Source organism: Micromonospora sp. BQ11 (assembly GCF_052068135.1).
Lineage (GTDB): Bacteria > Actinomycetota > Actinomycetes > Mycobacteriales > Micromonosporaceae > Micromonospora.
In genome coordinates, this window is the sequence record NZ_JBQHDB010000006.1 from 128,691 (window position 1) to 149,800 (window position 21,110).

At 72.5% G+C, this 21,110-nt stretch carries 24 protein-coding genes; 12 read left to right on the top strand and 12 right to left on the bottom strand.

What is annotated here, in order from left to right; translation table 11 throughout:
• Nucleotides 1–27: 27 nt before the first annotated feature.
• Complete coding sequence (locus tag ACTMSW_RS14820; RefSeq protein ID WP_441181186.1) at nucleotides 28–858, top strand: NUDIX hydrolase; 831 nt, start codon at nucleotides 28–30, stop codon at nucleotides 856–858.
• A 102-nt stretch (nucleotides 859–960) separates the two neighbouring features.
• On the opposite strand, the gene pstB is transcribed toward ACTMSW_RS14820, so the two are convergent.
• The 8 genes from pstB to ACTMSW_RS14860 form a co-directional block, all read right to left on the bottom strand.
• The gene (gene pstB / locus ACTMSW_RS14825; protein WP_441181187.1) at nucleotides 961–1,737 is read right to left on the bottom strand and encodes a phosphate ABC transporter ATP-binding protein PstB; all 777 of its coding nucleotides are present in this window, start codon (nucleotides 1,735–1,737) and stop codon (nucleotides 961–963) included.
• 20 nt (nucleotides 1,738–1,757) lie between these two features.
• Nucleotides 1,758–2,846 carry a phosphate ABC transporter permease PstA gene (pstA, locus tag ACTMSW_RS14830; protein WP_441181188.1) on the bottom strand — a complete coding sequence of 363 codons (1,089 nt, stop codon included), beginning with the start codon at nucleotides 2,844–2,846 and terminating at the stop codon, nucleotides 1,758–1,760.
• Nucleotides 2,843–3,934: a phosphate ABC transporter permease subunit PstC gene (gene pstC, locus ACTMSW_RS14835; RefSeq protein ID WP_441181189.1), complete on the bottom strand. Its 1,092-nt coding sequence runs from the start codon at nucleotides 3,932–3,934 to the stop codon at nucleotides 2,843–2,845. The genes pstA and pstC overlap by 4 nt, the downstream gene beginning before the upstream one ends.
• A 45-nt stretch (nucleotides 3,935–3,979) precedes the next feature.
• On the bottom strand, nucleotides 3,980–5,083 hold the full coding sequence (gene pstS, locus ACTMSW_RS14840) for a phosphate ABC transporter substrate-binding protein PstS (protein ID WP_441181190.1): 1,104 nt from the start codon (nucleotides 5,081–5,083) through the stop codon (nucleotides 3,980–3,982).
• A 284-nt stretch (nucleotides 5,084–5,367) separates the two neighbouring features.
• On the bottom strand, nucleotides 5,368–6,432 hold the full coding sequence (gene pstS, locus ACTMSW_RS14845) for a phosphate ABC transporter substrate-binding protein PstS (RefSeq protein ID WP_441181191.1): 1,065 nt from the start codon (nucleotides 6,430–6,432) through the stop codon (nucleotides 5,368–5,370).
• Between the two features lie 3 nt (nucleotides 6,433–6,435).
• Complete coding sequence (gene mshD / locus ACTMSW_RS14850; RefSeq protein WP_441181192.1) at nucleotides 6,436–7,362, bottom strand: mycothiol synthase; 927 nt, start codon at nucleotides 7,360–7,362, stop codon at nucleotides 6,436–6,438.
• Nucleotides 7,363–7,405: 43 nt separating this feature from the next.
• The gene (locus tag ACTMSW_RS14855; RefSeq protein ID WP_441181193.1) at nucleotides 7,406–8,299 is read right to left on the bottom strand and encodes a polysaccharide deacetylase family protein; all 894 of its coding nucleotides are present in this window, start codon (nucleotides 8,297–8,299) and stop codon (nucleotides 7,406–7,408) included.
• Between the two features lie 150 nt (nucleotides 8,300–8,449).
• On the bottom strand, nucleotides 8,450–9,169 hold the full coding sequence (locus ACTMSW_RS14860) for a winged helix-turn-helix transcriptional regulator (protein ID WP_441181448.1): 720 nt from the start codon (nucleotides 9,167–9,169) through the stop codon (nucleotides 8,450–8,452).
• A 248-nt stretch (nucleotides 9,170–9,417) separates the two neighbouring features.
• Here ACTMSW_RS14860 and ACTMSW_RS14865 point away from each other — a divergent pair, with 248 nt between their 5' ends.
• From ACTMSW_RS14865 to ACTMSW_RS14890, 6 genes are all read left to right on the top strand, one after another.
• Nucleotides 9,418–10,458, top strand: a complete 1,041-nt coding sequence (locus tag ACTMSW_RS14865; protein WP_441181194.1) for a hypothetical protein — start codon at nucleotides 9,418–9,420, stop codon at nucleotides 10,456–10,458.
• Nucleotides 10,459–10,532: 74 nt separating this feature from the next.
• On the top strand, nucleotides 10,533–11,321 hold the full coding sequence (locus tag ACTMSW_RS14870) for an LmeA family phospholipid-binding protein (protein ID WP_441181195.1): 789 nt from the start codon (nucleotides 10,533–10,535) through the stop codon (nucleotides 11,319–11,321).
• Between the two features lie 107 nt (nucleotides 11,322–11,428).
• On the top strand, nucleotides 11,429–11,506 hold the full coding sequence (locus ACTMSW_RS14875; protein ID WP_311202345.1) for an Ms5788A family Cys-rich leader peptide: 78 nt from the start codon (nucleotides 11,429–11,431) through the stop codon (nucleotides 11,504–11,506).
• 201 nt (nucleotides 11,507–11,707) lie between these two features.
• Nucleotides 11,708–12,556, top strand: a complete 849-nt coding sequence (locus ACTMSW_RS14880) for a sulfurtransferase (protein ID WP_441181196.1) — start codon at nucleotides 11,708–11,710, stop codon at nucleotides 12,554–12,556.
• A gap of 5 nt (nucleotides 12,557–12,561) precedes the next feature.
• Entirely contained in the window at nucleotides 12,562–12,885 is a 324-nt protein-coding gene (locus tag ACTMSW_RS14885; protein ID WP_441181197.1) for a DUF1416 domain-containing protein, read from the top strand.
• Between the two features lie 142 nt (nucleotides 12,886–13,027).
• Nucleotides 13,028–13,894, top strand: coding sequence for a hypothetical protein (locus tag ACTMSW_RS14890; protein WP_441181198.1), 867 nt, complete (start codon nucleotides 13,028–13,030; stop codon nucleotides 13,892–13,894).
• A 21-nt stretch (nucleotides 13,895–13,915) separates the two neighbouring features.
• On the opposite strand, the gene ACTMSW_RS14895 is transcribed toward ACTMSW_RS14890, so the two are convergent.
• The 3 genes from ACTMSW_RS14895 to ACTMSW_RS14905 all read right to left on the bottom strand — a co-directional run bounded on the left by ACTMSW_RS14895 (nucleotide 13,916) and on the right by ACTMSW_RS14905 (nucleotide 16,797).
• Nucleotides 13,916–15,970 (bottom strand): amylo-alpha-1,6-glucosidase, encoded by a 2,055-nt coding sequence (locus ACTMSW_RS14895; RefSeq protein ID WP_441181199.1) that lies wholly within the window; start codon nucleotides 15,968–15,970, stop codon nucleotides 13,916–13,918.
• Complete coding sequence (locus ACTMSW_RS14900) at nucleotides 15,967–16,347, bottom strand: SCP2 sterol-binding domain-containing protein (protein ID WP_441181200.1); 381 nt, start codon at nucleotides 16,345–16,347, stop codon at nucleotides 15,967–15,969. The genes ACTMSW_RS14895 and ACTMSW_RS14900 overlap by 4 nt, the downstream gene beginning before the upstream one ends.
• Nucleotides 16,348–16,422: 75 nt before the next feature.
• Nucleotides 16,423–16,797, bottom strand: coding sequence for a DsrE family protein (locus ACTMSW_RS14905; RefSeq protein ID WP_441181201.1), 375 nt, complete (start codon nucleotides 16,795–16,797; stop codon nucleotides 16,423–16,425).
• Nucleotides 16,798–16,809: 12 nt separating this feature from the next.
• Between ACTMSW_RS14905 and mtfM the strand changes: the two genes are divergently transcribed.
• Nucleotides 16,810–16,914 (top strand): small membrane protein MtfM, encoded by a 105-nt coding sequence (mtfM, locus tag ACTMSW_RS14910; protein ID WP_279306087.1) that lies wholly within the window; start codon nucleotides 16,810–16,812, stop codon nucleotides 16,912–16,914.
• 111 nt (nucleotides 16,915–17,025) lie between these two features.
• Nucleotides 17,026–17,616, top strand: coding sequence for an FABP family protein (locus tag ACTMSW_RS14915; RefSeq protein ID WP_441181202.1), 591 nt, complete (start codon nucleotides 17,026–17,028; stop codon nucleotides 17,614–17,616).
• A gap of 9 nt (nucleotides 17,617–17,625) precedes the next feature.
• Here the strand turns inward: ACTMSW_RS14915 and ACTMSW_RS14920 are convergent, their stop codons facing one another.
• A complete protein-coding gene (locus tag ACTMSW_RS14920) occupies nucleotides 17,626–18,474 on the bottom strand; it encodes an aminotransferase class IV (protein ID WP_441181203.1) in 849 nt (282 codons plus the stop codon).
• Nucleotides 18,475–18,542: 68 nt separating this feature from the next.
• On the opposite strand from ACTMSW_RS14920, the gene ACTMSW_RS14925 reads away from it, so the two are divergent.
• The 3 genes from ACTMSW_RS14925 (at nucleotide 18,543) to ACTMSW_RS14935 (ending at nucleotide 21,033) form a co-directional block, all read left to right on the top strand.
• The gene (locus ACTMSW_RS14925) at nucleotides 18,543–18,971 is read left to right on the top strand and encodes a Fur family transcriptional regulator (RefSeq protein WP_357036007.1); all 429 of its coding nucleotides are present in this window, start codon (nucleotides 18,543–18,545) and stop codon (nucleotides 18,969–18,971) included.
• On the top strand, nucleotides 18,968–20,077 hold the full coding sequence (gene ygfZ, locus ACTMSW_RS14930) for a CAF17-like 4Fe-4S cluster assembly/insertion protein YgfZ (protein ID WP_441181204.1): 1,110 nt from the start codon (nucleotides 18,968–18,970) through the stop codon (nucleotides 20,075–20,077). The genes ACTMSW_RS14925 and ygfZ overlap by 4 nt, the downstream gene beginning before the upstream one ends.
• Before the next feature lie 113 nt (nucleotides 20,078–20,190).
• Nucleotides 20,191–21,033 (top strand): 3-keto-5-aminohexanoate cleavage protein, encoded by an 843-nt coding sequence (locus ACTMSW_RS14935; RefSeq protein ID WP_441181205.1) that lies wholly within the window; start codon nucleotides 20,191–20,193, stop codon nucleotides 21,031–21,033.
• Nucleotides 21,034–21,110 lie beyond the last annotated feature (77 nt).

A 21,110-nucleotide genomic window follows, 5' to 3' on the forward strand; every position in this document is an offset into this window, starting at 1 on the left:
GGGCGGGGCGTGGCCTAGGCTCACCGCATGACGATCGAGCGCGACGGCTTCCCCGCCCCGCCGGCGCTGGTGGAGCACGCCCGCCGGTTCCGCGCCGAGGGGGGCACCCCGGCCGTGCCGCGCGTCGCGGCGACCGTGCTGCTGCTCCGCCCGGCCCCGGCCGACTTCGAGGTCTACCTCATCCGCCGGGTCGCCGCGATGGCCTTCGGCGGGATGTACGCCTTCCCCGGCGGGAGTGTGGACCCCTCGGACTCGCAGGCGCACGTGGACTGGGCCGGTCCGGACCCGGTTGGGTGGGGTGCCCGGCTCGGCCTGCCTCCGGAGGCCGCCCAGGCGGTGGTGTGCGCGGCCGCGCGCGAGGTGTTCGAGGAGGCCGGTGTGCTGCTCGCCGGTCCGGACGCGCAGACCGTGGTGGGCGACGTCAGCGGCGACGACTGGGAGGCGGCCCGGATCGCCCTGGAACGGCACGAGGTGGGCTTCGCCGACCTGCTCGCGCAGCGGGGGCTCACCCTCCGGTCCGACCTGCTTCTGCCGTGGAGCCGGTGGATCACCCCGGAGTTCGAGCCGCGCCGCTTCGACACGTACTTCTTCCTGGCCCTGCTGCCGGAGGGACAGCGGACCCGGGACGTCTCCCGCGAGGCCGACCGCGTGCTCTGGGCCCGGCCGGCCGACGCCCGCGACCGGGCGGCGGCGGGCGAGCTGACCATGCTCCCGCCCACCCTGGTGACCCTCGGCCAGGTGGCGGCCTGCGGCGACCTCAAGGGGGTGGCCCACACCGCGACCACCCGCGACGCCGCCACCCCGATCACACCCCACCTGGAGTCGACGCCCGACGGCCCCCGCTTCCTCCTGCGCTGATCCCCCCTCGCCCCGCGGACAGTTACAGAGAAAGAGTGGCCATTCCGACGGGAACAGCCACTCTTTCTCTGTAATTGCATGGGGAGGACGCGAGGGGGCGGCTCAGCCGAAGCGGCCGGTGATGTAGTCCTCGGTCTTCTTCACGCTCGGGTTGCTGAAGATCTTCTGGGTGTTGTCGTACTCGATGAGGCGGCCCGGGTCGCCGGTCTTCTCGATGGAGAAGAAGGCGGTCCGGTCCGAGACGCGGGCGGCCTGCTGCATGTTGTGCGTCACGATGATGATTGTGAACTTGTCCTTGAGCTGGAACATCAGGTCCTCGATGGCCAGCGTGGAGATCGGGTCGAGCGCCGAGCAGGGCTCGTCCATGAGCACGACCTGCGGCTCGACCGCGATGGTACGGGCGATGCAGAGCCGCTGCTGCTGACCGCCGGAGAGGCCGGCGCCCGGCTTGGCGAGGCGGTCCTTCACCTCGTCCCACAGGTTCGCCGACTTCAGCGCCTTCTCGGCCGCCTCGTCCAGGATCGACTTGCGCCGTACGCCGTTGAGGCGCAGTCCGGCCACCACGTTCTCGTAGATGCTCATCGTGGGGAACGGGTTCGGGCGCTGGAAGACCATGCCGATCATGCGGCGGACGGCGGTGACGTCCACGTCGCGGTCGTAGACGTCCTGTCCGTCGATGGTCAGGCTGCCCTCGACCCGGGCCCCCGGGAGCACCTCGTGCATCCGGTTGATCGACCGCAGGAAGGTCGACTTGCCGCAGCCGGAGGGGCCGATGAGGGCGGTCACCGTCTTGGGCTCGACGGTCAGGTTGATGTCCTCGATCGCCTTGAAGGCGCCGTAGTAGGCGGTGACGTTCGAGGCTTCGATGCGCTTGGCCATGGTGGTGGTACCTCCGGGGTTCATCGGCCGAGCCGGTTGCGACGGGCCAGCAGCTTCGCCGCGATCGTCAGGATCAGCACGAGGGCGACCAGGGTGAGTGCCGCGGTCCACGCCCGCGCCGGCGCGTACCGGGACGCGTCGCCGGCCTGCTGGTAGACGAAGAGGGCCAACGACGACTGGTTGTTCTCGAAGGGGTTGAAGTTGATCGCCGCGCCACCGCCGGCGACGAGCAGTACCGGAGCGGTCTCGCCGGCGGCGCGGGCGATGGCGAGCATGACGCCGGTGACGATGCCCGGCAGGGCGGTCGGCAGCACGATCCGCAGGATCGTCTTCCACTTCGGCACGCCGAGCGCGTACGCGCCCTCGCGCAGCGGCGCCGGCACGAGGCGCAGCATCTCCTCGGTCGACCGGACGATCGTCGGGAGCATCAGCACGCTGAGGGCCAGTGCCGCGGCGAAGCCGGAGAATCCCGGTCGCCCGTCGTTGAAGTACGGCGACACGATCAGGACCCAGAACGCCAGGACGAACAGACCCGAGACGATCGACGGGATGCCGGTCATCACGTCGACGAAGAACCGGATCGCGAAGGCGAAGGTGCCCCGGCCGTACTCGACGATGTAGATCGCGCAGAGGATGCCGATCGGGACGGTGATCAGCGTGGCGATGCCGACCTGCTCCAGGGTGCCGACGATGGCGTGGTACGCGCCGCCCTCCGGGTCCCGCGCCCCGATGTTGTTCATGGACGTGAGGAAGAAGTCGGCGTCCAGCCGCTCGGTGCCCTTGGTGACGAGCGTCCAGACCACCGAGGCCAGCGGAAGGACGGCCAGAACGAACGCCGAGTGGATCAGCGCGCTCCAGGTGCGGTTGCGTGCCGACCGCCGGCCCTCCACCGCGTTGGCGGCGAGGAACAGCCCGGCCAGGTAGAGGATGGCCCCGATCACCACGACCAGGACGGGGCCGCCGATGCCCGTGCCGTACACGAGGCCGGCGGCGACCAGCAGCGCGACCAGCGCGATGACCGGCGCGGCGTACTTCGGCAGTCGCCGGGTCCGCAGCGTCGGCGGCTGGGCCGGCGGGCGGGTGCGATGCGAGGTGACGGTGGTGGTCATGCGGCCGACTCCGTGAACTCCCGGCGGCGGTAGATGATCGCCCGCGCCGTGATGTTGACGATCAGCGTGATCGCGAAGAGGACCAGACCGGAGGCGATCAGCGCGCCCCGACCCGTCTCGTTCGCCTCGCCGAACGCGTTGGCGATGTTGGCGGCGATGGTGTTGCCGCCGTTCTCGATCAGGTTGAACGAGATGTTGAACGTGATGCCGAGGGTCAGTGCCAGCGCGATGGTCTCGCCGAGCGCGCGACCCAGGCCGAGCATCACCGCGGCGATGATGCCGGGGCGGCCGTAGGGGAGCACCGCGGTGCGGAGCATCTCCCAGCGGGTGGCGCCCAGCGCGAGGGCGGCCTCCTCGTTGGCGGTCGGGGTCTGCAGGAACACCTCGCGGGAGAGCGAGGTGATGATCGGCAGGACCATGATCGCCAGCACGAGTGCGCCGAGCAGGATCGAGGCGCCGAAGGGGCCGTCCCCACCGAAGAGGGGGATCCAGCCGAAGTACGTGTTCAGCCACGCCGAGAAGTCGCGGACCGGGCCGGAGAAGTAGTCCCGGCCCCAGAGGCCGAAGACCACGCTGGGCACGGCGGCGAGCAGGTCGATGAGGAAGCCGAGGGAGGTGCCCACCCGGCGCGGCGCGTAGTGGGACAGGTAGAGCGCGATCCCGAGCGCCACCGGGACGGCGAGCAGCAGCGCGATCACCGCGCTGAGGACGGTGCCGAAGGCGAGCGCGCCGATGCCGAACTTCGGCTCCGGGTCGTTCGGGAACCAGCCCTCGAACGTCCAGAAGTTCTCGGTGTTCGCCCGCAGCGCCGGGACCGCCTTGACGATCAGGAACACCGCGATGGCGGCGATGACCACCAGGACGGCGGCGCCGGCGGCCAGCGTGAGACCGCGGAAGGCCCGCTCGGCACCGAACCGTCGGGCGCGCGGCAGCGCGCCGCCACCGCCCAGGCCGGGGCCGTCCGGGGTACGGGTGCTGACTGGTGCCTCGGCCGTACGCGCCGAGGCACCGGCGGGGTTCCCGTAACCGTTGGTCACGGGGCTCCCGCCGGTGCCGGCGTTGGCCGAGCGGTGAGGGATGTCACCCATCTGCTCGCTCGCTCCGATTGAGGAATGTGGTGGTGTCGGTCGGGGTCAGGAGAGGCTGGTGACCGCGGCCCCGACCTTGGTCCGGACGGTCTCCGGCAGCGGGGCGTAGCCCAGCTCGGTCAGCTCCGCCTGGCCCTCGGTGCTGGCCGCGTAGCCGAGGAAGCCCTTGACCAGCGGCAGCTTGTCGGCGGCGGTGCCCTTCTCGCAGACGATCTCGTAGGTCACCAGGACGATCGGGTAGGCCCCGGCCTCCTTGGTGTTGTAGTCGATCTTCATCTTGAGGTCGTTGCCCTGACCCTCGACGGCCGCGCCCTGGATCGTCTTGCCGGCCGCCTCGGCGGTCAGCTCGGCGAACTCACCGGCACCGTTACCGATCTTGGCGATGCCCAGGCCGGCGTTCTCGGCGAACGACCACTCCATGTAGCCGATGGTGCCTTCGGCACCCTTGACCCGGCTGGCCACACCGTCCGAGCCCTTGGCGCCGGTGCCGCCCGGGGCCTTCCACTCCTTGGCCTTGCCGAAGGTCCAGTCGGCCTCGGCGGTCTTGCCCAGGAAGTCGGTGAAGTTGTCGGTGGTGCCCGACGAGTCCGACCGGTGGATGGTCTGGATGGCGGTGGCCGGCAGCTTGGCGTCCGGGTTGTCGGCCTTGATCGCCGCGTCGTCCCACTTGGCGATCTTGCCCGCGAAGATCTTGGCCAGGGTGGCCGGCTTCAGCTGGAGGTTGTCGACGCCGGTGAGGTTGTAGGCGATGGCCACCGGGCCGATGACCATCGGCAGGTTGATCGCCTTGCCGGTGGCGCAACGGGCGTCGGCCTTCGGCTGCTGGTCCTCCTTGAGGGCCGAGTCGGAGCCGGCGAAGTCGGCGGTGCCGGCGATGAAGGCCTCGATGCCGGCGCCGGAGCCCGAGGGTTCGTAGTTGATCGTGACGCCCTGGCACTTCTGCTGGTACGCCTTGATCCACTCGGCCATGGCGTTCTTCTGGGCCGAGGAGCCCTGAGCGTTCAGCGTGCCCGTGGCGCAGTCGGCCGCCGCGGACGACCCGGAGGCCGACGGGCTGGCAGGCTCGTTGTTGTCCGAGCCGCATGCACTGAGAGCGAGCGTCGCGGTAAGAGCGAGGCAGGCGAGAGTGCCGTGCCGCTGGAGCTTCACCTGAGGGGTTTCCCTTCACATCTGACGACTGGCTCCGGATCGGGGACCCGGGACCGGCACGCTGACCGGCTGGTCCAAAAGCTAGGAGCGCCAGGTGACTGGTTCGCCCGTCGCAAGTGAACGAAAGGTGAACAGGTTCGACCCTCGGGGTGACCGCTCGCTGAGGGCGAGTTGTCCGTTACGTGAACTCAGGTGCCCCTGTCGGACGTATGGGCATTTTCCCGGTTAGCCGTTACCGTGCCGAGTCGCCGCCGTTATCCTGCGGTGACCCGTTGACCGGCCGCTCAGGAGATCCGCGCCACCTGGTCGGCCACCCGGCGGCGCAGTCCCTCCGGCAGGGCCGCGTACCCCAGATCGGTGATGGCCCGCTGCCCCTCCGCGCTGGCCGTCCAGCCGAGGAAGCCCCGCACCAGCGGCACCTCGTCCGGGGCCAGTCCCCGGTCGCAGAGGATCTCGTAGGTGACCAGCACGATCGGGTACGCCCCCACCACCCGTGTGCCGGTGTCCATCTCCACCGTCAGACCGTCTCCCGGGGCGGTCACCGCCTTCCCCGCGCCCTCCGCCGACGGCGGGACGAACTCGCCGCTCGCGTTGCGGATCCGGGCCACCGGCAGGTCCCCCCGACGGGCGTACGACAGCTCCAGATAGCCGATCGCGCCGTCGGTCTCGGCGACCGTCTCGGCCAACCGCTCCGAACCCTCCGCGCCGATCCCGCCCGGCCCCGGCCACTTCCGGTCGGCGCCGAGGGCCCAGCCGTCCGGCGCCGAGGCCGTGAGGTACGTCGTGAAGGTCTCGGTGGTGCCGGACTCGTCCGACCGGTGCACCGACCGGACCGGCGTGGCGGGCAGGTCGATCCCGGGGTTGTCGGCGCGTACGGCGGGATCGTCCCAGCTGGAGATCGCGCCGGAGAAGATCCGGGCCACGGTCGCCGGACTCAGCCGGAGCTCGGCGACTCCGCGGAGCCGGTACGCGACCGCCACCGGGCCGATCACCATGGGCAGGCTGACCGCCCGACCGCCCGAGCACTGCGCGTCGGCCTGCTCCTGCTCCTTCGGGTCGAGCAGCGACTCGCTGCCCGCGAAGTCGGCGGTGCCGGCGACCAGCGCCTTGATGCCGGCCCCCGAGCCGGTGGGCTCGTAGTTGATCGTCGAGCCGGGGCAGGACCGCTGGTAGCCGCGGGTCCAGACGTCCATCGCGTTGCGCTGGGCCGAGGAGCCCTGCGCGTCAAGGGTGCCGGAGGCGCACCATTGGCGGGGAACCGGGCCGGCGTCGGTGCCGGCCGTGCACGCCCCGACGGTCAGCAGCAGCGCCGCGACGGCGCCGGCCGTGCCGAACCGTCGCCCGCGCATCACTCAGCCCAGTTGGTAGTTGACGTGCGCCGACCAGTGGGCGAAGCCGAGCCGCCCGTACAGCGCGACCGCGCTGGCGTTCGACTCGTCGACGTAGAGCATCACCCGGTCCAAGCCCCGCCGGTCCCGGAGGTACGTCAGGCCCGCGGCGGTCAGCGCCCTGCCCAGCCCGCCGCCGTGGAAGGAGGGGTCCACCCCGAGCACGTAGACCTCGCCGATGCGGGCGGACCCGGGCCGCTCGTGCACCTTCGTCCAGTGGAAGCCGAGCAGCCGACCGTCGGAGGAGTCGACCGCGAGCAGGAAGCCCGCCGCGTCGAACCAGGGCTCCGCCAGGCGTACGCGCAGGTCGTCGCCCGACCAGTGGCCCTGCTCCGGGTGTTCGGCGAAGGCCCGTGCGTTCAGCGCCAGCCACGCGGCGTCGTCGTCTCCCGGTCGGTACGCGCGCAGTGTCACGTTGTCCGGCAGGCGTTGCTCCGGGATCGGGGCGGTGAGCGGCCGGCGCAGCTGCCACAGCACGCGGGCGCGCCGGAAGCCCAGGTCGACGGCGAGCGCGGCGGCCGACGGATGGTCGCCGTGGGCCCACACCCGGAGCGGCCCGGTGGCCGTCGCGAGCACGCCCCGGGCCAGTGCCCGCCCGGTGCCCCGTCGCCGGTACGCGGGGTGGACGACCAGCTCGACCCCGGTCCCGGTGGCGGTGTCGGTGGTGTCCAGGTGCGCGTACCCGGTCAGGGTGCCGTCGTCGGCGCGGGCGGTGAGGTGCACCGCGGGGGCCGCGGGGTCCCGGAGACGCAGCAGGACGTGCTCGTCGAACGGATCGGCCCCGTCGGCGTCACCGGCGAGCCGGGCGAGGGTCAGCACGTCGGCCACCTCCGCCGGGTCGAGCCGGTCGGTCCGGGTCACCTGGTCGACGGTCGGTTCGGCGCTGCTCATGCCGTCACCGTAGTCCGACCGGGGCGGGCCGGGACCGGCCGGCTCATGTCGTGCCGGTCGGCATCGCCCCCACCTGGAACCGGCTCGTCAGGTCCGGCAGGATCCGGTGCAGCGCGTCCACGGTGCCCTGCCGGTCGCCGCCGGCGTCGTGCAGCAGCACCACCGAGCCGGGTTGGACGCCGGTGATCACGGTGGCGGCGATCCGGCCGGCGCCCGGGGCCTGCCAGTCCGACGTGTCCACGGTCCAGTGCAGGGGGATCATGCCGAGTTCCTCGGCCACCGCGACGACCGCCGGCGTCCAGGCGCCGCCGGGCTGGCGGTAGTAGGAGATGGGGGCCTCGGGTGCGGCCGCCCGGATCGCGTCGCTGGTGCGCAGCAGATCGGCCCGGATCCGGTCGGCGGACCGCGTCCCGAGCCGGACGTCGTGGTTCCAGCTGTGGTTGCACAGGGTGTGCCCGTCGGCCACGATCGCCTGGACCAGGTCCGGGTGGTTCTGCACGTTCTCGCCGACCACGCAGAAGGTGGCCTTGACGTTGTACTGGCGCAGCGCGGTGAGCACCTGCGGCGTGTAGTACGGGTGCGGACCGTCGTCGAAGGTCAGCGCGACGGTCGAGGTGCCGGTGGTGGAGTGCGCGCCGTACGTCTTGATCCCGTCGTCCGGCGCCCCGGACTGCGTGGCCTGTCCGTCCGGGCCGTCGGGGCCGCCCTGTTCGGCCTCGTCGGGCCCGCCGCCGTGGCGATCCCGGTCGTCGGAGTGGTCCGGCTCCTCGCCGCCCGAGGGCTGGTCGGCGTAGTGCGGGGCGTTCGCGCCGGTGGTGACGCCGCGACCGGGCAGGTCCGGGACCAGGCTGCGACCCAGGGCGTACGCGGAGCCGAGCAGGGCGGTCAACACCAGGACGACGATGCCCAGGGAGCGGACGGCCGGGCTGACCCGCATCAGTGGACCCGTCCCGGCCCGGACTCGGCCGCCACCGTGGTCAATGCACGCACGATCTCCCCCTTCGCCTGGCGAACCCGGCAGTCAGAATAAGGGGAGCTAGACGTACAAAACGGGCAGATCGGAATAGTGCCTGCGGAAGGGGGGCACTCAGACCGGCAGCGGCGCGTGCTCCGCGTCCGGCAGCGAACGGGACGGCGGCACGACGAACTTGTAGCCGACCTGGCGGACCGTGCCGATCATCGATTCGTACTCCGAGCCGAGCTTTGCCCGCAGCCGCCGGACGTGCACGTCCACCGTGCGGGTGCCGCCGAAGTAGTCGTAGCCCCAGACCTCGCGCAGCAGCTGGTCCCGGGTGAAGACCCGGCCGGGGTGCTGGGCCAGGAACTTGAGCAGCTCGAACTCCTTGTAGGTGAGGTCCAGCGGGCGGCCCTTGAGCTTGGCGGCGTACGTGTCCGGGTCGATGGTCAGCTCGCCCGCCCGGACGGAGCCGCCGGCGCCGGCGGTCGCGTTGGTCAGCCGGCCGACCGCGAGGCGCAGCCGTGCCTCCACCTCGGCCGGACCCGCCGAGGCGAGGATGACGTCGTCGACGCCCCAGTCGGCGTTGAGCGCGATCAGACCGGCCTCGGTGACGACCGCGACGAGAGGAACGCCGAGCCCGGTGGCGTGCAGCATGCGGCAGGTCGCGCGGGCCTCGCTCAGCTCGGAGCGGGCGTCGACCAGGACCGCGTCCGGGCTGGGACCGGCGACCAGGGTGCGGACGTCCCGCGGCGCGGTACGGACCGAGTGGGGCAGCAGGTCGAGCGCCGGCAGCACAGCGGATGGTTCGCCTGCACGCGCGGTCACCAGCAGCAGGATCTCCACGATCACCTCCGTCCCGGCGGCCGTGTCGGCCGCGCGCGACCAGCGGCACACCGGACCCGGCGTGGCGCTGATGAACTTGCGTGGGTCCCGGCGTCGCTGACGGGCGGGTAACGGCTTGAGCGTAACCGATGCCCCCGGCGTCACCTTCACGTCCTTTCCTGTTTGCCCGAGTTGCCCATGATCGCAGCTCACCTTTTAACGTCGCCGAAACCGCGATCCCCGCTCCGGCCAGCGGGTCTGGCACCATCGGAGGCGTGTATCCCGCCAGCTCGTCCGACACCGGCCGTGATCCGTGGCCCGACGGGCCCCGTCCGGCGCCGGTCGGCGCCTCGCCCGCTCCGCGTACCGGCCCGGGTGCGGAGGACGACGGCGACCGGCGGAGCGGCACGCGCCGCCGGCGGGACGGCGAGCCGGCCCGTCGTCCCGACGACCTCCCGGACGCCGAGCCGGAGGAGGAGCCGCCGCCGCCGGTCGAGGTGCGCCGCCCGCTGGCACTGGCCATCGGCGGCTTCGCCGCGCTGCTCGGGGTCGGTCTGGTGCTCGCGGCGCAGACCTCCGGCCCCGGGCACCGCCTGCCCTTCGCGATCGTCGTCCTGGGCGTACAGATGCTCTTCGTGCTGGCCTGGACGACCGCCCTCCGCCCGCCGGCCATGTGGCTGGTCGCCGGTGTCGCCGGTGTCGCCGCGGTGGTCGCCGACGTGGCCGCCGTGCGGATGGAGGAGGCCCGGCTCACGCCGCTGGTCTACGTGGCGGCCGCCGCTCTCGTGTCGGCCGTGCTCGGCCAACTGGTGCGTCGGGTCGACCGCGCCCGGGTGACCGACTCGCTGCGGGGGACCGCGCTCATCGTGATGGGCGTCGTCGCCTTCGCCACCCTGATCCTGCTCAGCCGTGTCGTGGCGGGGACCCAGACGATCACCGTCGGCCTCCTGGCCGCCGGGGTGGCGCTCACCGTCGCCCGGTTCACCGACGGGTTCGCGGCCTGGCCCCGCCTGGCCCCCCAGGTGCCCCGTGGCGCCTCGGGCGTGGTCGGCGGCGCGATGGTCGGCACGCTGGTCAGTGCCCTGCTCGGCAGCTACCTGGTCGCTCCCTTCACCCCCACGAAGGCCGCGCTGATCGGCCTGGTCGCGGCGGTCGCGGCCGTCCTCGCCGACCTCGCCGCGGGGTACGCCGAGGCGGGCCGGCTGATGGCGGGGGAGCCGCCGACGATGTGGGTGGCCCGGCACATGCAGGGGCCGCTCGGCGGGTTCGCCCTCGCCGCACCCGCCGCGTACGCCATGTGCAAGCTGGTGTTCTGACCACGGTTGAGGATTTCGGAGTCCGGGTACCACCGGTCGCGTCGAGCGGCGACGACCGGATGACAGGAGGCGGCGTGACGCAGGAGTACGCGTACGAGGAGGAGCGGCCGCGGCGGCGCGGGCGCAAGGTGCTCGTCACGCTCGTCGTGCTGCTCCTGATCCTGGTCGGACTGCTGGTGGTGGCCGACCGGGTGGCGGCCGGGGTGGCCGAGCGGGCCATCGCCGACCAGGTCCGCCAGGAGGTCGCGAAACAGGGCGCGCAGTCCTCGCCGGCCTCGGTCGACGTGGGGGGCTTCCCGTTCCTCACCCAGGTGCTGAACGGCCGCTACGAGCGGATCTCCATCGGACTGACCGACGTGCGGGGGTCGGTGCAGGGTGACGCCGTCGCGCTGCCGAAGCTCGATGTGGACGCTCGCAACGTGGCCGCGTCGCTGGACACCCTCCGCTCCGGGCAGGGCGACGTGGTCGCCGAGACCGTCAACGGCACCGGCACCATCAGCTACGAGAGCCTGGCGGCGCTGCTCGACCGGGAGGGGCTCACGCTCGGCGAGCAGAACGGCCGGCTCGCGGTGACCGCTCCGGTCAACGTCCTCGGGCAGCGGCTCACCGTCACCGGCACCGCCGACGTGACCGTCGGCGAGCAGGGGAAGGTGGCACTGCGCTTCAAGGACCTCAGCGCCCAGGGGCTGCCCAACGTTCCGCTGGCCCGGACGATCCTCAACAACTACGCGCAGAGCATCTCGATCGACGTACCCCTGCCCGACCTGCCGTTCCAGCTCGCCGTCCGCGAGGTCCGGCCGCTGCCCGAGGGCCTTGCGGTGACCGTCGACGCGAAGAACGTGCCGATCAACTCCGCGACCTGACCGAGAACGCCGTGCCACCGGGCCGGCCACGTCCGACGCGGGAGCCGCGTCCCGGATGCTGGTCGGCCCGGTGGCGTCACGGTCACTGACTGGTAGGCTCCGTGGTCATGGGGACGCTCCTCACCAAACGGCGCGCGGTCGACCTGTGCCGCGTGGCCACCTGCCTGTGTCGCCCCGTCATCTGACGGCGGGGCTGTCCTCGGCTGCCTGATCCGGCAGCGCACTCAGGGTCCACGACCCTTCCGGTGCTCCCCCACCGAACGCCCGACAGCGGCGCCGTCGCACGAACCCGTGATCCGTCCTAGCTCTGGGTCCCGCGTGCGGCAACGATAACGATCGATCTCCGCGCGCTGGCTCACCATCCATCCTCACCAGGGAGTGATCTGATGAGTCGCGACACCGCGCTCGTCTCGGCCGAGTGGGCCGAGAAGAACCTCGACGCCCCGGGCGTCGTCTTCGTCGAGGTCGACGAGGACACCTCCGCCTACGACACCGGCCACATCGCCGGCGCGATCAAGCTCGACTGGAAGACCGACCTCCAGGACCCGATCCGGCGGGACTTCGTCAACAAGAGCCAGTTCGAGGCGCTGCTCTCCGAGCGGGGGATCAGCAACGACGACACCGTGGTCCTCTACGGCGGCAACAACAACTGGTTCGCCGCGTACGCGTACTGGTACTTCAAGCTCTACGGCCACGGTGACGTCAAGCTTCTCGACGGTGGCCGCAAGAAGTGGGAGCTGGACGCCCGTCCGCTGGTCAAGGACACGGTGACCCGCCCGGCGACCCGGTACGTCGCCCAGGAGCCGGACACCTCCATCCGCGCCTTCCGCGACGAGGTCGTGGCCGCGATCGGCACCAAGAACCTGGTCGACGTGCGCAGCCCCGACGAGTTCGCCGGCCGTCTGCTCGCCCCCGCCCACCTGCCGCAGGAGCAGGCGCAGCGGGCCGGCCACATCCCCACCGCGATCAGCGTGCCGTGGTCCAAGGCCGCCAACGAGGACGGCACCTTCAAGTCCGACGACGAGCTGCGCAGGATCTACGCCGACGCCGGTCTGGACGACGGCAAGGAGACCATCGCGTACTGCCGGATCGGCGAGCGCTCCTCGCACACCTGGTTCGTGCTGCAGGAGCTGCTCGGTCACCGCAACGTCAAGAACTACGACGGCTCCTGGACCGAGTACGGCTCGCTGGTCGGCGTGCCGGTCGCACTCGGCGACGAGCCCGGGGAGGCCTGATCACCATGACTGCACCCACCGCCGCCGGATGCGCCGCTCCGGACCAGGCCGCGCCGCTGCCGGCCAGCCTGGACCTGGAGAAGGAGACCGTGATCACCGGTGTCGTCCGCTCCGACGCGGGCGACGTCGTGCCGGGCGCGTACGTCCGACTGCTCGACTCCACCGGTGAGTTCACCGCCGAGGTCGTCACCTCGGCGGCCGGCCAGTTCCGGTTCTTCGCCGCCCCCGGCACCTGGACGCTGCGGGCGCTGTCCCGGCACGGCAACGGCGACACCGCCGTCACCGCCGGCCGTGGCATCAACGAGGTCGCGGTCACCGTCGCCTCCTGACCCACGCCCTGATCGGCCGTGGCCCGCCACCCGAGGAGTGGCGGGCCACGGCCGTTCCCGGGGGCGGTGCGTCGTCTCATCCCGCTTTCCGGGCGACGAATCCCTCGGCAGCGGGGCTGCGGGCGCGTGACACGATGACGCGGTGAGTGGTCTCGTCTCGCCCGGGTACGTCCCGTCGACCGGTACCGAGCCGTCCCCGCCCGACCGGCGTCGGACGCGTCGGCTGGTGGTGGCGTCGGTTCTCTGGGCGGTGCTGCTGGCCGCGCTCACCTGGTACTCGGTGCGGACCGACCCGCCGACGGTGCGGGAGCAGCGGAGTCTCTCCGACGCGGGTCCGGTGGTCGACCGGGCGATCGGTGAGCTGGCCGGAGCGGTCGGTGGAGACCTGGTGCTGACGCTCACGCCGCCGGAGGTCGAGCGGGGCTGCCGGGTCACCCCGCTGTCCGACGGGGGCACCCTGCTGCGCGGCGTCACGGTGGTCGTACCGGCCGGCGAGGAGCGGGCGCTGCTGGAGCGGGTCTCCGGACGGCTCCCGGCGGACTGGCGGGCCGGGGTGCGGGTCACCGCGGAGGGGCCGCGCCTGCGGGCCGACGCCGGTGAGTTCGTCACCGTCGAGGGCGAGGTCGAGCGGGAGGGTCGGGTCAGGTTCACCGCGGACACCGGCTGCCGGCCGGTGGGCGACGGCTACGTCGAGCCCGCGATCGGCGCCGGGCCAGGTCCCGACGTCGACGCGCTGGTCGCGGCCCTGCGCGCCGTCGGCCACCCCGACCAGCCGGTCGGCGACCACGACCGGGCGTCCTGCCCCGACGGCGGCGTCGCCCGGACGGTCCGCGCCGAGCCCGTGCCGGCGCCGCCGGCCCTGGGCGCCGCGCTCGCGCCGCTGTCCGGCGGTGCCCCGGTCGTCGACGACCCCGAGGTGTACGCGTACCGGGTCGGCACGGTCGGCGTGATCGCCGAGCGGATCGACGACCGGATCCGGCTCTCCGCCACCGACACCTGCGCCGGCTGACCGCCCCACCCGTGTCGTGGGTCAGTGGCCCCGGGTGCCGTCGTGCGGGCCGCGGCTGCGGCCCAGGGCGTCGACCTGTCCCCACCGGCCGGGGATGTCCAGCAACTCGACCCGCCCCATCCCGTCCGGCACGGCCGGGTCGATGATCAGGTGCTCGCCCTGCGGCTCCAGGCCGAGCATGACCCGCAGCAGCAGCAGCGGTGTCCCGGCCGACCAGGCCTGCGGGCTGCACGCCGTGGGGTACTCCACCGGGAAGTCGGTGAGGGACCGCTCGTAACCGGCGAAGGCCTCCGGCAGCCGCCCGCCGAAGAACCGGGACGCGGCCAGGATCGCCTCGCAGACCCGGCCGGCCTCCTCCCGGAAGCCGTACCGCCACAGGCCCCAGGCGATGAGCGAGTTGTCGAACGGCCAGACCGTCCCGACGTGGTAGCCGATCGGGTTGTACCGCCCCTGGTCGTCGGCGAGCGTCCGGATGCCCCAGCCGGTGAAGAGGCGAGGCCCGAGCAGGTGCTCGACCAGGCGTCCGGCACGGGACTCGTCGACGATGCCGCTCCACAGCAGGTGCCCGATGTTCGAGGTGAGCGCGTCCACGCGCTCGCCGTCGGCGTCCAGGGCCAGCGCGTAGTACTCCCGGTCCGGCAGCCAGAAGTCGCGGTTGAAGCGCATCTTCAGCTCCGCGGCCTCCCGCTCCAACTGCTCGGCGTACGCCGGGTCGTTCCAGAACGTCCGGGCCAGCCGCGCACCCCGGATCTTCGCGTCGTACGCGTAGCCCTGGAGTTCACAGGTGGCGCGGGGGAAGCCGGGCAGCCGGCCGTCGCGGTACGAGATCGAGTCCCAGGAGTCCTTCCAGCACTGGTTCGCCAGGCCGGTGTCCGTGTTGCGGGTCTGGTACCAGAGGTAGCCGGTACCGAGCAGGTCGCCGTACGTGTCGATCCAGGCGAGCGCGGCCCGCGTCTGCGCCTCCAACTGCCGGATCAACTGGCTGTCACCGGTCCAGCGCTCGTACTCGTCGAGCAGGATCACGAACAGCGGCGTCGAGTCCGCCGCCCCGTAGTACGGCGAGTGGGGCTGGTCCTCGAAACCGGCCGTCTCGCCGTACCGCAGCTCGTGGAGGATCTTGCCGGGCTCCTCGTCACGGAAGTCGTCGAGCCGGTGCCCCTGGAGACCGGCCAGCATGAAGATGGTCGGCGGGATCAGCTCCGGCAGGAAGGGCAGCACCTGCAACGAGGTGATGATGCTGTCCCGCCCGAAGAGGGTCATGAACCACGGCAGCCCGGCGGCCATCAGCCGGACGCCGAGGGTGATCGATTCGTACCGCAGGGCGGCCAGGTCGTTCAGACTGCGTCGGTACGCCCCGGCCAGCGGCTCGCAGTCGCACCCGAGCTTCGGTGCCCGGGCGATCAGTTCGTCCTGCTCGGCCTCGATGGCCGTCGGACTCCGGCTGCCCCCGTACGGGAGGGTGGCCCGGATGTCCTCGCCGCGCGCGCCGTACACGATGGTGGAGACGTGCAGGCGCGTGGTCCACTCGCCGTGCGGGCCGACGCGGATCCGGTAGGTGATCCCGGAGACGCCGACCTCCCCGGGCGCGCTCGTGGTGATCACGGTCTCCCGGTGGAAGGCGTCGTGGCGGTACGTGAGCCGTAGCTCCTTGTCGCTCGTCCTCGCGGTGGTGTGGCCGCGTTTGTGGATCTCCTGCTTGACCTCGAAGAGATCGGCGAAGTCCGCCGCGATCTCCATGCGGACGACGAAGGCCATCTCCTCGCGGGTGTGGTTGAGCACGGTCAGTTCCTCGGCGAAGCTCCCGCCGATCGCGCGGCTGCGGATCACCGAGACCCTGGCGTCCAGGTAGTGGGTCGGCTCGCCGGGAGCGAGGAAGAAGCGGGTGCGGTAGGACGTCGAGTCGTCGACGGACAGCGCGTGCAGGCGCTCGCCGTCGACGGTGAGCAGCCAGGTGGAGAGGAACCGGGTGTCGAAGGAGAAGAGACCGGTCGGGAAGTCCAGCGCCGGCTCGATGTCGCCACGCCGGTCACACACCAGGAAGGTGTTCCCGTCCAGGATGCTGACGAGGTCCTTCACCGCAGGCGTCCGGCCTGCCGACGGGCGACCTCGCGGGGGTCCCTGGTGCCGGGCGGGTCCGGGAAGAACCGGCGCAACGCGAAGAACAGGGAGACGTTGCCGCTGTAAGTGCTCTCGTTGCGCAGGACGGCCGCGATCGCCTGGGCCCGCCCGGTCACCAGGCGTTCGAACAGGTCCTCGGAGTTGTACCAGATCGCGTCGGCCGGCCCTCGGGCCTGGCTCACCTCGATCCGGCCCGGCCCCATCCGGACCAGCCAGTGGATGGTCTCGTTGCCCCTGGAGAGATCGATCTGAAGGGTCCCGGCGACCGGGGCGCGCAGGACTCCCGGGGCGCGCGCCGGCAGCGATTCGAAGAACCGCTCGATCGCCTCGCTCACATCCGAATCGTAGGCACTCGCCCGAGTTGTCGGGCTCTTATCGGAACTCCGCCGCCCACCGCCCGGGGGTGCGGATCAGTAGACGAGCGCCTGCGCGCCGTCCGCCACGGCCTCCTCCACGAAGACCGCCGCGCCGGCGATGCGGACGCCCGGCAGCACGTCGTCGGGGCCGATGTCCCGGCGGGCGGCGCACTGGGTGCAGGCGGTCACCCTGCCGGTGGTGAGGATCACGTGCAGCAGCTCGGCCAGCGGCGCGGAGTGCGGCAGCTCGAACTCCTGGGCGCGGCCGGGCAGGGCGAACCACGTCGACTCGCCGGTCAGCCAGAGCGACACGTCCACCCCGGCGGCGGCCGCGGTGGCGGCGACGGTGAAGGCCTGGGCGCACCGCTCCGGCGCGTCCGCGCCGGCGGTGGCCTTGACGACGAGAGAGCGGGCCATGGGCCCCAGCATAGGATGGCCGGGATGGTTACCGAGATCGGGTTCGTCAGCCTGCTGGTCGCCGGCCTGGGCGCGCTCGCCGGTGGCCTGGTCTACGTTGCCGTACGCATGTCGAGAGGTCGTTGGTGAGCGCGAGGAGTGAGCCGGGCCTGCGAGCCCCGCAGTCGCGAACGAAGGTGGCGCGGTGAGCGCGAGGAGTGAGCCGGGCCTGCGAGCCCCGCAGTCGCGAACGAAGGTGGCGTGGTGAGCGAGAACCCTCTTCAGCCGCCGTGGTTGAACGCGCCGCCGGTCGACCCCTATCCCTTCGAGGAGAGCCACGACCTGCGCGTCGGCCCGAAGCTGCATCCGACGCTGGACCCGCTGCTGCCGTACGTGGGTGTGTGGCGGGGCCGGGGTCGGGGCGGTTTCCCGACGATCGAGGACTTCGACTTCGGGCAGGAGATCCGGATCAGCCACGACGGCCGGCCGTTCCTGTTCTACGAGTCCCGGGCCTGGATCCTGGACGAGCAGAGCCGGCCCGTCCGGCCGGCCGGCCGTGAGGTCGGCTGGTGGCGGCCGGTGCTGAACGGGGACCGGGCGACGGACGAGCTGGAAGCACTGATGACCACCCCGACGGGGGTGATGGAGCTGCACATCGGCAAGCGCAAGGGCACGCAGATCGAGTTCGTGACCGATGCCGTGGTGCGTACCTCCACCGCCAAGGAGGTCACGGCCGGCCACCGCCTGTTCGGGATCGTCGAGGGCGCCCTGCTCTACGCGCAGGACATGGCCGCCCTCGGCCACGGCCTCACGCCCCACCTGTCCGCGCGCCTCATCCGGGTGGGCGGCTGACCGGCCCGCTCAGGGCAGGGGGAAGGCCACCAGTCGCTGGAGGTCCGGGGTGCGTGGGCAGCGGGGCCGGTCGGCGCCGTCGAGCCTGCGCACCTCGACCAGTCCCCGGACCGACGAGCTGAACCACACGCCGTCGGCGTGGTGCAGGTCCGCCGGCGTCGCCATGCACTCGTCCGCCCGCAGGCCCACCCGGTCGGCGTGGGCGAGCAGCCAGGCGGCGGTGGTGCCCGGCAGGATCCCGGTACCGGCCGCCGGGACCGTCCGGAGCGTGTCGCCGGCGAGCCAGACGACGTTCGCGCCCGGCCCCTCCAGGACGTACCCGTCGGAGGAGACCCAGAGCACGTCGTCCACCCCCGCCCGGGACGCCCAACGCCGCGCGGCCGTGCTCACCGCGTACGACGTCGACTTGATGCCGGCGGGCAACCAGTCCAGTGCGGTACGGGCGGCGGCCGGCACGCCGAGCGGCAGGGTGGCCACGGTGATCCCGTCGCGGCGCGCGGCGCGGGCCGACGCCGGCACCTCGGCCAGCGTGGCGTAGACGGTCGGCTCCCCGCCCCCCTCCGGGCCCCGGGTGCACACCAGCCGCAGCGCACCCTCCACCTCGGCGGGCCACCCGGCGGCGACCTCGTCCAGCAGCCCGGCGAGGGCCTCGACGGGCGGCAGGGTCAGGTCCACGGCCTTCGCCGCCCGGGCCATCCGGTCCAGGTGCTCGTCGCGCAGCCAGGGCCGCCCCGCCCGCAGGTGCATGGTCTCGAAGAGCCCGTCACCGCGCAGCACTCCCAGGTCGTCGCCACGCAGCACCGGCTCGCCCGTCCGCACCGGCCCTCGCCCGAGCACCGCGATCCTCGACGCCGCCATGACCGTCGAGCGTAGCGGTGGACCCGTCACGGTCGGGAGTCACGCGCGCGGCGAACTATGATCGGACGGTGTCCGAATCCTCCCTCGCGGAAATGCTCCGCGCCCGTGGGCTGCGGCTGACGGCGCAGCGGCAGCTGGTCCTCCAGGCGGTGCTGGACCTGGGGCACGCCACCCCGGAGCAGGTGCACACGGCGGTCCGCGAAGTGGCCGCCGGCGTCAACATCACCACCATCTACCGCACGCTGGAGCTGCTGGAACGGCTCGGCCTGGTCACCCACACCCACCTCTCGCACGGCTCGCCGACCTACCACGCGGCGGGCGAGGACCAGCACGTCCATCTGGTCTGCCGGGAGTGCGGGGCGGTCGACGAGATCGACCCCGAGCTGCTGCGCCCCCTGGCCGACCAGCTGGTGCGGCAGCGGGGGTTCCGGGTGGACATCGGCCATGTCTCGCTGTTCGGTGTCTGCGGTCGCTGTGAGAACGGGGAACCGACATGATCGACATCGCGGGTGCGGTGGCCGTCGAGAGCATCGACGAGGCCAGCCGCGACCAGCCCGAGCCGGCGCACGTCGCGGCCGGGGTCCGAGGGGTGGCCGCCCACTACGGCGACCCGCTCCGTGAGCAGCGCACCCTGGACACCGCGGTCGGCCTGGTCGACCGGTCCCACCGGGGCGTCGTCGCGGTGCCGGGCGAGGAGCGGACCGGCTGGCTGCACACCCTCACCACCCAGCACCTGGCGCAGCTCGGCCCGGGGCAGGGCACCGAGCTGCTGGTGCTGTCCCCGCACGGGCACGTCGAGCAGCACGCCATGGTCGCCGAGGACGGCGTCACCACCTGGCTGGACACCGAGCCCGGCGCCACCGCCGGTCTGCTGGCGTACCTGGAGAAGATGCGGTTCTTCAGCAAGGTCGAGCCCCGGGACGTCACGCCCGAGCACGCGCTGCTCTCGCTGGTCGGGCCGCAGGCGCCGGACGCGCTGGCGACCCTCGGCGTGACCGGCCTGGCGGCACCCGACGTGGTCGCGGTGCCGGGCCCGAAGTTCCCCACCGGCTCGGTGCCGCCGCGGCCCACCGTGTTGTACGACGTCCGCCCGCTGCCGTCCGGCGGATGGGCCCGCCGGGGCCCGCTCGGCGTGGACCTGCTGGTGCCCCGGGCCACCGTGGAGCAGGTCGTCGCCGAACTGCGGGGGGCGGGGGTGCCGGTCGCCGGGCTGTGGGCGTACGAGGCGGTGCGGGTGGCCGCCCGGCGGCCCCGGGTCGGGGTGGACACCGACCACCGGACCATCCCGGCCGAGGTGGACCTGATCGCTCCGGCCGTCCATCTGGAGAAGGGCTGCTACCGGGGTCAGGAGACGGTGGCCCGGGTGCACAACATGGGCCGGCCGCCGCGTCGGCTCGTACTCCTGCACCTGGACGGGGTGACCACCGACCAGCCGCCGGCCGCCGGCACGCCGGTGACGCTCGACGGCCGGGCGGTCGGCTTCGTCGGCACCGCCGTGCAGCATCACGAGCTGGGGCAGATCGCCCTCGCGGTGGTCAAGCGCAACGTCCCCGACGACGCCCGCCTCCTCATCGGCGACACCGCCGCCGCCATCGACATCTGAAAGGAAGGGCCCCTTCTTAACGCCTCCGGTAGAGGAAGGGTCCCTTCTTAACGGCGTTCTCGACGGAAGACTTCCTGTCGACCGGGCCCGAGTCGGCCGTCTAGGATCCGGGCATGACGACAGGGACGTTGATCACGGTTGCCCCCACCGGTGCGGAGTCCGCGAAGGCGGAGGTGCCGGCGCTGCCGGTGACCCTCGACGAGCTGCTGCTCACCGCCAAGGAGTGCGAGGCGCTGGGCGCGGCCGTGATCCACGTCCACATCCGCGACGACGAGGCGAAGCCGACCCTCGACCAGGGCCGGCTGCGGGACACCGTCGGGGCGCTGCGGGAGAGTACCGACCTGATCGTGCAGCTCTCCTCCGGCGGCGCGGTCACCGACCCGGAGGCCGCCCGGCTCGCCGTGCTCGACGCCGGTCCGGACATGGCCTCCTGCACGATGGGCACGGTCAACTTCGGCGACGACGTCTTCCTCAACCGCTGGGAGTTCGTCGTCGACCTGCACACCCGGATGCAGGAGCGCGGGATCGTGCCGGAGTACGAGATCTTCGACCTCGGTCACCTGACCGCCCTCCAGCGGCTGCTCGGGAAGTACGGCCTGCCGGCTGGTGGGCACGTGCACGTCGACTTCGTGATGGGCGTGCCGGGTGGCATGCCGGGCACCCCCGCCACCCTGGTGGCCGCCCACCACATGCTGCGCGACCTGCCGGAGGGCACCACGTTCTCCGCGACCGGCATCGGCCGCAGCACGATTCCCGTCCTGCTCACCTCGCTGGCCACCGGCGGGCACCTGCGGGTCGGCATGGAGGACACCGTGACGTACGCCAAGGGGCGGCCGGTGGAGTCCAACATGCAGCTCGTCGCCCGGGCGGTCGGCTTCGCGCAACTCGCCCAGCGCCCTCCGCTCACCACCGCCGAGGCGCGTGACCTGCTCGGCTTGGCCGCCGCCCGGCGGTAAGCGGTCCCCCGCCGGATGCTCCTGTACGCGGAGACGTCCCGGACCTGGTCACCCGCCCGCCGACGGTGATCAGCGGG

What these genes read in the sequence shown, in the direction of transcription:
- pstB (WP_441181187.1), bottom strand. Translation starts at nt 1,737, where the DNA reads ATGGCCAAGCGCATCGAAGCCTCGAACGTCACCGCCTACTACGGCGCC.
- pstS (WP_441181191.1), bottom strand. Translation starts at nt 6,432, where the DNA reads ATGCGCGGGCGACGGTTCGGCACGGCCGGCGCCGTCGCGGCGCTGCTG.
- ACTMSW_RS14880 (WP_441181196.1), top strand. Translation starts at nt 11,708, where the DNA reads ATGAGTCGCGACACCGCGCTCGTCTCGGCCGAGTGGGCCGAGAAGAAC.
- ygfZ (WP_441181204.1), top strand. Translation starts at nt 18,968, where the DNA reads ATGATCGACATCGCGGGTGCGGTGGCCGTCGAGAGCATCGACGAGGCC.
- ACTMSW_RS14920 (WP_441181203.1), bottom strand. Translation starts at nt 18,474, where the DNA reads ATGGCGGCGTCGAGGATCGCGGTGCTCGGGCGAGGGCCGGTGCGGACG.
- ACTMSW_RS14875 (WP_311202345.1), top strand. Translation starts at nt 11,429, where the DNA reads ATGGGGACGCTCCTCACCAAACGGCGCGCGGTCGACCTGTGCCGCGTG.
- ACTMSW_RS14855 (WP_441181193.1), bottom strand. Translation starts at nt 8,299, where the DNA reads ATGCGGGTCAGCCCGGCCGTCCGCTCCCTGGGCATCGTCGTCCTGGTG.
- ACTMSW_RS14820 (WP_441181186.1), top strand. Translation starts at nt 28, where the DNA reads ATGACGATCGAGCGCGACGGCTTCCCCGCCCCGCCGGCGCTGGTGGAG.
- pstC (WP_441181189.1), bottom strand. Translation starts at nt 3,934, where the DNA reads ATGGGTGACATCCCTCACCGCTCGGCCAACGCCGGCACCGGCGGGAGC.
- mshD (WP_441181192.1), bottom strand. Translation starts at nt 7,362, where the DNA reads ATGAGCAGCGCCGAACCGACCGTCGACCAGGTGACCCGGACCGACCGG.
- ACTMSW_RS14905 (WP_441181201.1), bottom strand. Translation starts at nt 16,797, where the DNA reads ATGCTGGGGCCCATGGCCCGCTCTCTCGTCGTCAAGGCCACCGCCGGC.
- mtfM (WP_279306087.1), top strand. Translation starts at nt 16,810, where the DNA reads ATGGTTACCGAGATCGGGTTCGTCAGCCTGCTGGTCGCCGGCCTGGGC.
- ACTMSW_RS14885 (WP_441181197.1), top strand. Translation starts at nt 12,562, where the DNA reads ATGACTGCACCCACCGCCGCCGGATGCGCCGCTCCGGACCAGGCCGCG.
- ACTMSW_RS14935 (WP_441181205.1), top strand. Translation starts at nt 20,191, where the DNA reads ATGACGACAGGGACGTTGATCACGGTTGCCCCCACCGGTGCGGAGTCC.
- pstA (WP_441181188.1), bottom strand. Translation starts at nt 2,846, where the DNA reads ATGACCACCACCGTCACCTCGCATCGCACCCGCCCGCCGGCCCAGCCG.